Raw genomic sequence first — 6,907 nt, forward strand, 5'->3', positions numbered from 1 at the left:
CGCTTGAGGATCAGCACCACGTCGTAGGCCGTACAGCCACCGGTCCCGGCCAGCAAGGTTTCCATGGGCCGGGGTGCCAGGTTGGCGCCGCCGTTTTCCGGTTTGTCGGCATCGGGCGCGCCGTCCATCACCAGGGTGTGGCCGCTGCCGGTCTCAGCCAGAAAACTCATTCCGGAGCGCGATCCTGTGACCGCCGTCGGGCCCGTCCAACTCACCGTGCATTCCATGAATCTCTCTCCTCATGCATAAAATTTATGATTAAACCGTGAAAAATGTCGAATTTACGCCACAAGATATTGTGCAGCGCAACATCGGCCCGCTATACTGAAATCATCGCATCAAGATCAGTTGTCCGGCAACTCAGGGTCTTTTTGCACCGGTTGTCTCCTCCACCTCCTCTAAGGGTGGATTTACAGGCCCAGACTGCAAAGTCTGGGCCTTTTTTCTTGCCCACTATGATGTCAGGCTGCGAGAAAAACATGCCAACCCACACCAAACAAGCCACCCGCCCTGTTCCCAAAGTCATCAAGGCAGTCAAAGCTCCGGGGAAACCTTCCGGCAAAACGTCGAAGCCCGCGCTGAAACCAGCCGACTACCTGAAAAAGATCCTGACAGCCCGGGTTTATGACGTGGCAGTGGAGTCCGCGCTGGAGCCCGCCAAAAACCTGAGCCTGCGCCTGAAAAACACCGTGCTGCTCAAACGCGAAGACCAGCAGGCGGTGTTCAGCTTCAAGCTGCGGGGCGCCTACAACAAGATGGCTCACCTGAGCCCCGAACAGCTCAAAAAAGGCGTGATTTGCGCCTCGGCCGKCAACCATGCCCAAGGCGTCGCACTCAGCGCGCAAAAGCTCGGCACACGCGCCGTCATCGTCATGCCCACCACCACACCGCAGCTCAAGGTCGACGCCGTCAGGGCCTGGGGCGGCAATGTCGTGCTGCACGGAGAAAGCTACTCCGACGCCTACGCCCACGCCGTGGTGCTCGAGAAAAAGCAGGGCCTGACTTTCGTGCATCCGTTTGACGACCCGGACGTCATCGCCGGTCAGGGCACGATCGCGATGGAAATCCTCATGCAGCTGCAAAGCCTCGGCTCCAGCCGGCTCGACGCCGTGTTTGTTGCCATCGGCGGCGGCGGGCTCATCTCCGGCGTGGCCAACTACATCAAGGCGGTGCGGCCCGAGATCAAAGTCATCGGCGTGCAGATGAACGACTCCGACGCGATGCTGCAGTCAGTCAACGCCAAAAAGCGCGTGACCCTGAGCGACGTCGGCCTCTTCGCCGACGGCACGGCCGTCAAGCTGGTGGGTGAAGAAACCTTCCGTATCAGCCGCGAACTGGTCGATGAATTCATCACCGTCGACACCGACGCCGTCTGCGCCGCTATCAAGGACGTGTTCGTCGACACCCGCAGCATCGTCGAGCCGTCCGGCGCAATGGCCGTGGCAGCTGTCAAGCAGTATGTGGCCACCCACAAGGCCAAGGGTGAAACCTACGCGGCCATCTTGTGCGGTGCCAACATGAATTTCGACCGCCTGCGTTTCGTCGCCGAGCGCGCCGAAGTCGGCGAAGAGCGCGAAGCCCTGTTCGCCGTGACGATTCCAGAAGAGCGCGGCAGCTTCCGGCGCTTTTGCGAAGTGATTGGCGAGCTGCCGGGCGGGCCGCGCAGCGTGACCGAGTTCAACTACCGTATCAACGACGACGCCAAAGCCCACGTCTTTGTGGGCTTGACCACGTCGGCCAAGGGCGAGAGCAGCAAGATCGCCGCCAATTTCTCGCGCCACGGCTTCAAGACGCTGGACCTCACCCACGACGAGCTCGCCAAGGAACACATCCGCCACATGGTGGGCGGGCACAGTGCGCTGTCCAAAGACGAGCGCCTGCTGCGCTTCGTCTTCCCCGAGCGGCCGGGCGCGCTGATGAAGTTCCTCTCCAGCATGCGGCCGGGCTGGAACATCAGCCTCTTTCACTACCGCAACCAGGGCGCCGACTACGGCCGCATCCTGGTCGGCCTGCAGGTGCCCAAGGCCGACAACAAGGCCTTCAAGGATTTCCTGGACACGCTGGGCTACCCTCACGTCGAGGAAACCGCCAACCCTGTTTACCGGCTGTTCTTGCAGAGCTGACCGCAAAACTGACCGTAGAGCCGACAAGCCCATCCGCCATGAGCCCACAGGCCGCACCCCCGCCAACACCCGCCCAGGCCGACACCTCGGTGTGCCCCCGCTGCGGCGCCGGCCTGCGCTGCGGCATGGCGGCAGGAGATGCTGAATGCTGGTGCGTGCAACTGCCGCACATCATGCCCGTACCCTCCGAACGAACTCCGCAACCGGAAGGCAGCGCACTGTCGTGCTTCTGCCCCGCCTGCCTTAAACAAATCACCGATGAACGCACCCGACTTTCCACCCCTCCTCCTGCCCGCGATTGAGCCGACTGCCGACCTCCCGCTGGAGGCCAGGCTGCGGCACAAGATCGACCACAAGACCAAGCCGCAGGGCGCGCTCGGCCTGCTCGAAAGTGTGGCGCTGCAGCTGGGCCTGATCCAGCAGAGCGAGAACGTCACGCTGCAAGCTCCCCAAATGGTGGTCTTCGCGGCCGACCATGGCATTGCCGCCGAAGGCGTTTCGGCCTTTCCGCAGGATGTCACGGTGCAGATGGTCGGCAACATGCTGGCCGGCGGCGCCGCCATCAACGTCTTCGCGCGCCAGCACGGCTTTGCCCTGCACGTAGTGGATGCCGGCGTGGCGGCGGACTTGCCCGCGCACCCGCAGCTGCTGCAGCGCAAGATCGCCCACGGCACCCAAAACATCTGCAGCGGGCCCGCGATGTCGCAACTGCAAACCCACACCGCACTCACCGCGGGCATGGACATCCTGCAATCGCTGCCCGGCAACGTGGTGGCGTTTGGCGAAATGGGCATTGCCAACACCTCGCCTGCCGCCCTGCTGCTGGCACGCCTTGCCGGCATCAGCATCGACGAAGCCACCGGTCGCGGCACCGGCCTGGACGACCAGCAACTGCAACGCAAGCGCGCCGTGCTGGCGCGCGCGCTGGCAGGCCACGCCGGCGCAACGCAGCCTCTGGATGCATTGGCCGCCCTGGGCGGTTTTGAAATCGCCATGATGGCCGGCGCCATGCTGCAGGCCGCCAGCGAGCGCCGCGTGGTGCTGGTCGACGGCTTTATCGCCGGGGCGGCAGCACTGGTGGCCCGCTCGCTCGCTCCCGCGGTGCAGGACTACATGGTGTTTTGCCACCGTTCCGACGAGCACGGCCATCGCCTGCTGTTGGCGCACCTGAAAGCCCAACCGCTGCTCGAACTCAAGCTGCGCCTCGGCGAAGGTACGGGCGCGCTGTTGGCCTGGCCCCTGGTGCAATCTGCAGCCGGCTTTCTCAATGAAATGGCGAGCTTTGACTCCGCCGGCGTGAGCGGGCGGGAAGACGCATAAACCATCATGGGCCTCGCATGACATCCATCACCCTGTTTGTCCGCGAGTTCCTGCTCGCCGTCCAGTTCTTCACGCGCATCCCCATCACGGGGCGTCTGGCGGCCTGGGTGGGCTACAGCCCCGAGTTGCTGCGCGCCAGCGCCGGCCACTTCCCCGGCGTCGGCATTCTGGTGGGCCTGTTTGCCGCTGCCGTGTACGCGCTGTTTCAGGCGGTTCTGCCCGACACCACGTTCTCGCCGCTGGTGGCCGCGGCGTTTTCCACCGCCGCCACCGTGCTGCTGACGGGCGGCTTCCACGAAGACGGCCTTGCCGATGTAGCCGACGGCCTGGGCGGCAGCCACGACAAGGGCCGCGCACTCGAAATCATGAAGGATTCGCGCGTGGGTGCCTTTGGCGCCATGGCGCTGGTGCTCGCCTTGCTGTGCAAGGTCTCGCTGTTGGCCATCCTCGGCTCGGTCGAAGGCGCGCCCGCCGGCTGGGGTGACTGGGAAGAGGCGCCCTTTGGCAGCTGGTATGCCTGTGCCGCGCTATGCACAGGCCACATCATGTCGCGCGGCCTGCCGCTGCTGCTGATTTACCTGCTGCCACACGTGGGCGACACCGCCCTGTCCAAATCCAAGCCTCTGGCCGACCAGATCTCCCCCGGCAGCCTGCTGGTGGGGTTTTCCTGGTGCCTCGCCGCGCTGGCCCTGGCTACCTTCGTGCTTGACGTCATGAACCTCATCGTGGCCTGCAGCTTCGCCGTGCTGGCGTTGCTGTGGATGGGCCGCTTCTTCAAGCGCAGGCTGCAAGGATTCACCGGCGATTGCCTGGGTGCCACCCAGCAGGTTTGCGAAATCGCTTTTTACCTGGGCCTGGCCATCAGTCTATGACCATGGCTGCCGCTGTTGCCACAGCACGTCCAGGACATGCTGCGTCGCCCGCTCCACCGGGCCCATCCGGTGCGCAACCCCCAGCGACCGCCACAGCGCGGGGCGCAACGGAAGCATGCGGATGCGCGGGTCAAGCGGCGTGGTGGATGATGCCTCGTGCGGCAGCAGCGTGGCGCCGTAACCGGCGGCCACCAGACTCTTGATGGCGTCGTTGTAGTTGAGCTGGATGCGCGCCTTGGGGTGCTCCCCCGCCAGCGCGAACCACTCAGCGGTCAACCGCGACAGGCTGGTGCCCAAATCGTTAAGAATCAAGGGCTGAGCCGCCAACCACTTCGGCGTAACACGCTGGGGTACAGCCCAGGGCGACGGCACGAAGGCCATCATCGGATCCCGACGCCAGGGCTGCACCTTCACCCCTTGCACCGTCGCCTGCGGCAGCGCCACCAGGCCCACGTCGAGCGATCCATTCGCCAGGCGCGTCATGGTGTCCTGCGAAGTGAGCACTGCCACCTGCACGTCGATGCCGGGATGATTCCGGCCCAGCACCTCCAGGGCCTGCGGCAGCAAGTGGGCAATCGCGCCCGTGGAGGCGCCCAGCCGCACACGGCCCGCCAACCCCTGCACCTGCCGCTGAACTACATCCATTGCCTCGTCCGCATCGGCCAACAGGCGCCGCGCCCGTTCAATCAGTGCCTCGCCCACGCCCGAGGGACGCACTTCACCGCGCTTGCGCACCAGCAGGGGGGCGCCACACAGCGCTTCCAGGTCGGCTACGTGCAGGCTCACCGTGGGCGCCGCCAGATGCAGCACGCGCGCGGCTTCGGCGAACGAGCCCAGGTGTGCGATGGTGACCAGCGTGCGCAGCCGGTCCAGGTTGAGTTCGCGCATGACGTTCAGTAAATCTGATGCTGATGTTTATGAAATTCAACTTTTCAAATTCTAAGGTGTCGCTGAAGATTCGTCATTCTTCTTTCTTTGGCTCGAGCCATTCATCCCACCAGGAGCACCGCATGAGCGCACCCCTTGTCTTCATCGATGGCGATCAGGGCACCACCGGCCTGCAGATCCACGAACGCCTGCAGGGCCGCAACGACCTGACCCTCCTCACGCTGCCCGAGCAGGACCGTAAGGACCCGGCGCGCCGTGCAGAAGCCATTAATGCCTGCAATATCGCGCTGCTGTGCCTGCCCGACGGGCCTGCACGCGAAGCAGCGGCCTCCATCGTGAACCCGGCCGTGCGCGTGATCGATGCCAGCTCCGCGCACCGCACGGATCCGCAGTGGGTCTACGGACTCCCGGAAATGGGCTCGGAACAGTCCCGGCGCATCGCCAACGCGCGGCGCGTCACCAACCCCGGCTGCTATCCCACGGGCGCCATCGCCCTGCTGCTGCCACTCGTGAAGGCCGGCCTCGTGCCCGCCGACCACCCGCTGGCGATCCATGCGGTGTCGGGCTACTCCGGCGGCGGCCGCGCGCGGGTGGATGCGCATGAAGGTGCGGGTGCATCGCATGCGCCCATGTTCCAGGTGTACGGTCTGGGGCTGGCCCACAAGCACATCCCCGAGATCCAGAAACACGCAGGCCTGATACAGCGGCCCTTCTTCCTGCCGGCTTACGGCTCGTTCCGCCAGGGCATCGTGCTCACGATCCCGTTGCTGTTGCGGCGGTTGCCAGCGGGCGTCACTCCCGGTCGCTTGCAAGCCTGTCTACAGCAGCACTACGAAGGCGCCGTGCACGTGGAGGTGATGGCGCAAAAGGACGTTCAGGCCACGCAGCACCTGGACCCGCAGGCGCTCAACGGCACCAACCTGCTGCGGCTGGCCGTGTTCGCCAACCCGCAGCATGGGCAGGTGCTTCTGGCCGCCGTGTTCGACAACCTGGGCAAAGGCGCCTCGGGTGCGGCGGTGCAGAACCTTGACCTGATGCTGCAGCACGCCGCTTAGCGGCTTGACGGCACAGCAAGTTCGGCGAGGGGTGTCACAGATAGCCGGTTCTTGCAAGCAGTTCCAGAGATGGCCCCACGGTGGCGCAGAGGCTCGCCGCGCCGGCGCCTGTGCCGCTCTAGAATAGACCATGGGGCATGGCGGACCCTTCCTTATCGCACGGATCGCACAGCGTGCACTCCGCCATTCTCCAGCCACCGCAGCAGCCCCTCTCCATGATCACCGCATCACTTCCGTMCACCGCCACCACGGTCCCCGTGCAGGAGCAGCAGATCACCTGCACCGACCTGCAGGCGCTGCCCGACCAAGGCAGTCAGTAAGCCATGAAGCTCTGGCTGGCCCGCCACGCAACACCGCTGGTTGAAGCCGGCATTTGCTACGGCCGGCAGGACGTAGCGGCCGATGCGGCGGCCACCGCCGAATGCGCGCAAGCGCTAGCCACGCTGCTTCCCGCCGGCACACGGGTCGCCCACTCCCCTTTGCAGCGATGCGTGCAGCTGGCGCAAGCATTGCGCGAACTGCGCCCCGACCTGGCTTGCACCAGCGACCCGCGGTTGCAGGAGATGGACTTTGGTGCCTGGGAAGGCCGCGCCTGGCAGGACATCACGCCCGCCGAACTGCAGGCCTGGACGGACGGCTTTGCCCAATA

The 6,907-nt window shown here is 65.0% G+C and carries 9 protein-coding genes; 7 read left to right on the forward strand and 2 right to left on the reverse strand.

Features of this window, described 5'->3' with window-relative positions; all coding sequences use genetic code 11:
• The coding region (locus tag AC1D1X_RS11965; RefSeq protein WP_477698333.1) for an OsmC family protein at positions 1–227 on the reverse strand (227 nt) is incomplete at its 3' end.
• Between the two features lie 252 nt (positions 228–479).
• Between AC1D1X_RS11965 and ilvA the strand changes: the two genes are divergently transcribed.
• From ilvA to AC1D1X_RS11985, 4 genes are all read left to right on the forward strand, one after another.
• On the forward strand, positions 480–2,123 hold the full coding sequence (ilvA, locus tag AC1D1X_RS11970; RefSeq protein ID WP_477698334.1) for a threonine ammonia-lyase, biosynthetic: 1,644 nt from the start codon (positions 480–482) through the stop codon (positions 2,121–2,123).
• Between the two features lie 125 nt (positions 2,124–2,248).
• Complete coding sequence (locus tag AC1D1X_RS11975) at positions 2,249–2,425, forward strand: cysteine-rich CWC family protein (protein ID WP_477670211.1); 177 nt, start codon at positions 2,249–2,251, stop codon at positions 2,423–2,425.
• Positions 2,382–3,443, forward strand: coding sequence for a nicotinate-nucleotide--dimethylbenzimidazole phosphoribosyltransferase (gene cobT / locus AC1D1X_RS11980; protein ID WP_477669924.1), 1,062 nt, complete (start codon positions 2,382–2,384; stop codon positions 3,441–3,443). Before AC1D1X_RS11975 ends, cobT begins: the two co-directional genes overlap by 44 nt.
• Before the next feature lie 17 nt (positions 3,444–3,460).
• The gene (locus tag AC1D1X_RS11985; RefSeq protein WP_477669925.1) at positions 3,461–4,315 is read left to right on the forward strand and encodes an adenosylcobinamide-GDP ribazoletransferase; all 855 of its coding nucleotides are present in this window, start codon (positions 3,461–3,463) and stop codon (positions 4,313–4,315) included.
• Here the strand turns inward: AC1D1X_RS11985 and AC1D1X_RS11990 are convergent.
• A complete protein-coding gene (locus tag AC1D1X_RS11990; RefSeq protein WP_477669926.1) occupies positions 4,310–5,203 on the reverse strand; it encodes a LysR family transcriptional regulator in 894 nt (297 codons plus the stop codon). The genes AC1D1X_RS11985 and AC1D1X_RS11990 overlap by 6 nt on opposite strands.
• A gap of 122 nt (positions 5,204–5,325) precedes the next feature.
• Here AC1D1X_RS11990 and argC point away from each other — a divergent pair, with 122 nt between their 5' ends.
• The 3 genes from argC to AC1D1X_RS12005 form a co-directional block, all read left to right on the forward strand.
• A complete protein-coding gene (argC, locus tag AC1D1X_RS11995; protein WP_477669927.1) occupies positions 5,326–6,258 on the forward strand; it encodes an N-acetyl-gamma-glutamyl-phosphate reductase in 933 nt (310 codons plus the stop codon).
• Between the two features lie 173 nt (positions 6,259–6,431).
• Positions 6,432–6,578, forward strand: a complete 147-nt coding sequence (locus AC1D1X_RS12000; RefSeq protein ID WP_477698335.1) for a hypothetical protein — start codon at positions 6,432–6,434, stop codon at positions 6,576–6,578.
• A gap of 3 nt (positions 6,579–6,581) precedes the next feature.
• A partial coding sequence (locus AC1D1X_RS12005) for a histidine phosphatase family protein (protein WP_477698336.1) occupies positions 6,582–6,907 on the forward strand: 326 nt, incomplete at its 3' end.

Source organism: Polaromonas sp. P1_G4 (assembly GCF_056405475.1).

Bases quoted from the DNA above. Each gene is read 5' to 3' on its own strand.
- AC1D1X_RS11975 (WP_477670211.1), top strand. From the start codon at position 2,249: ATGGCGGCAGGAGATGCTGAATGCTGGTGCGTGCAACTGCCGCACATC.
- cobT (WP_477669924.1), top strand. From the start codon at position 2,382: ATGAACGCACCCGACTTTCCACCCCTCCTCCTGCCCGCGATTGAGCCG.
- AC1D1X_RS11985 (WP_477669925.1), top strand. From the start codon at position 3,461: ATGACATCCATCACCCTGTTTGTCCGCGAGTTCCTGCTCGCCGTCCAG.
- AC1D1X_RS11990 (WP_477669926.1), bottom strand. From the start codon at position 5,203: ATGCGCGAACTCAACCTGGACCGGCTGCGCACGCTGGTCACCATCGCA.
- argC (WP_477669927.1), top strand. From the start codon at position 5,326: ATGAGCGCACCCCTTGTCTTCATCGATGGCGATCAGGGCACCACCGGC.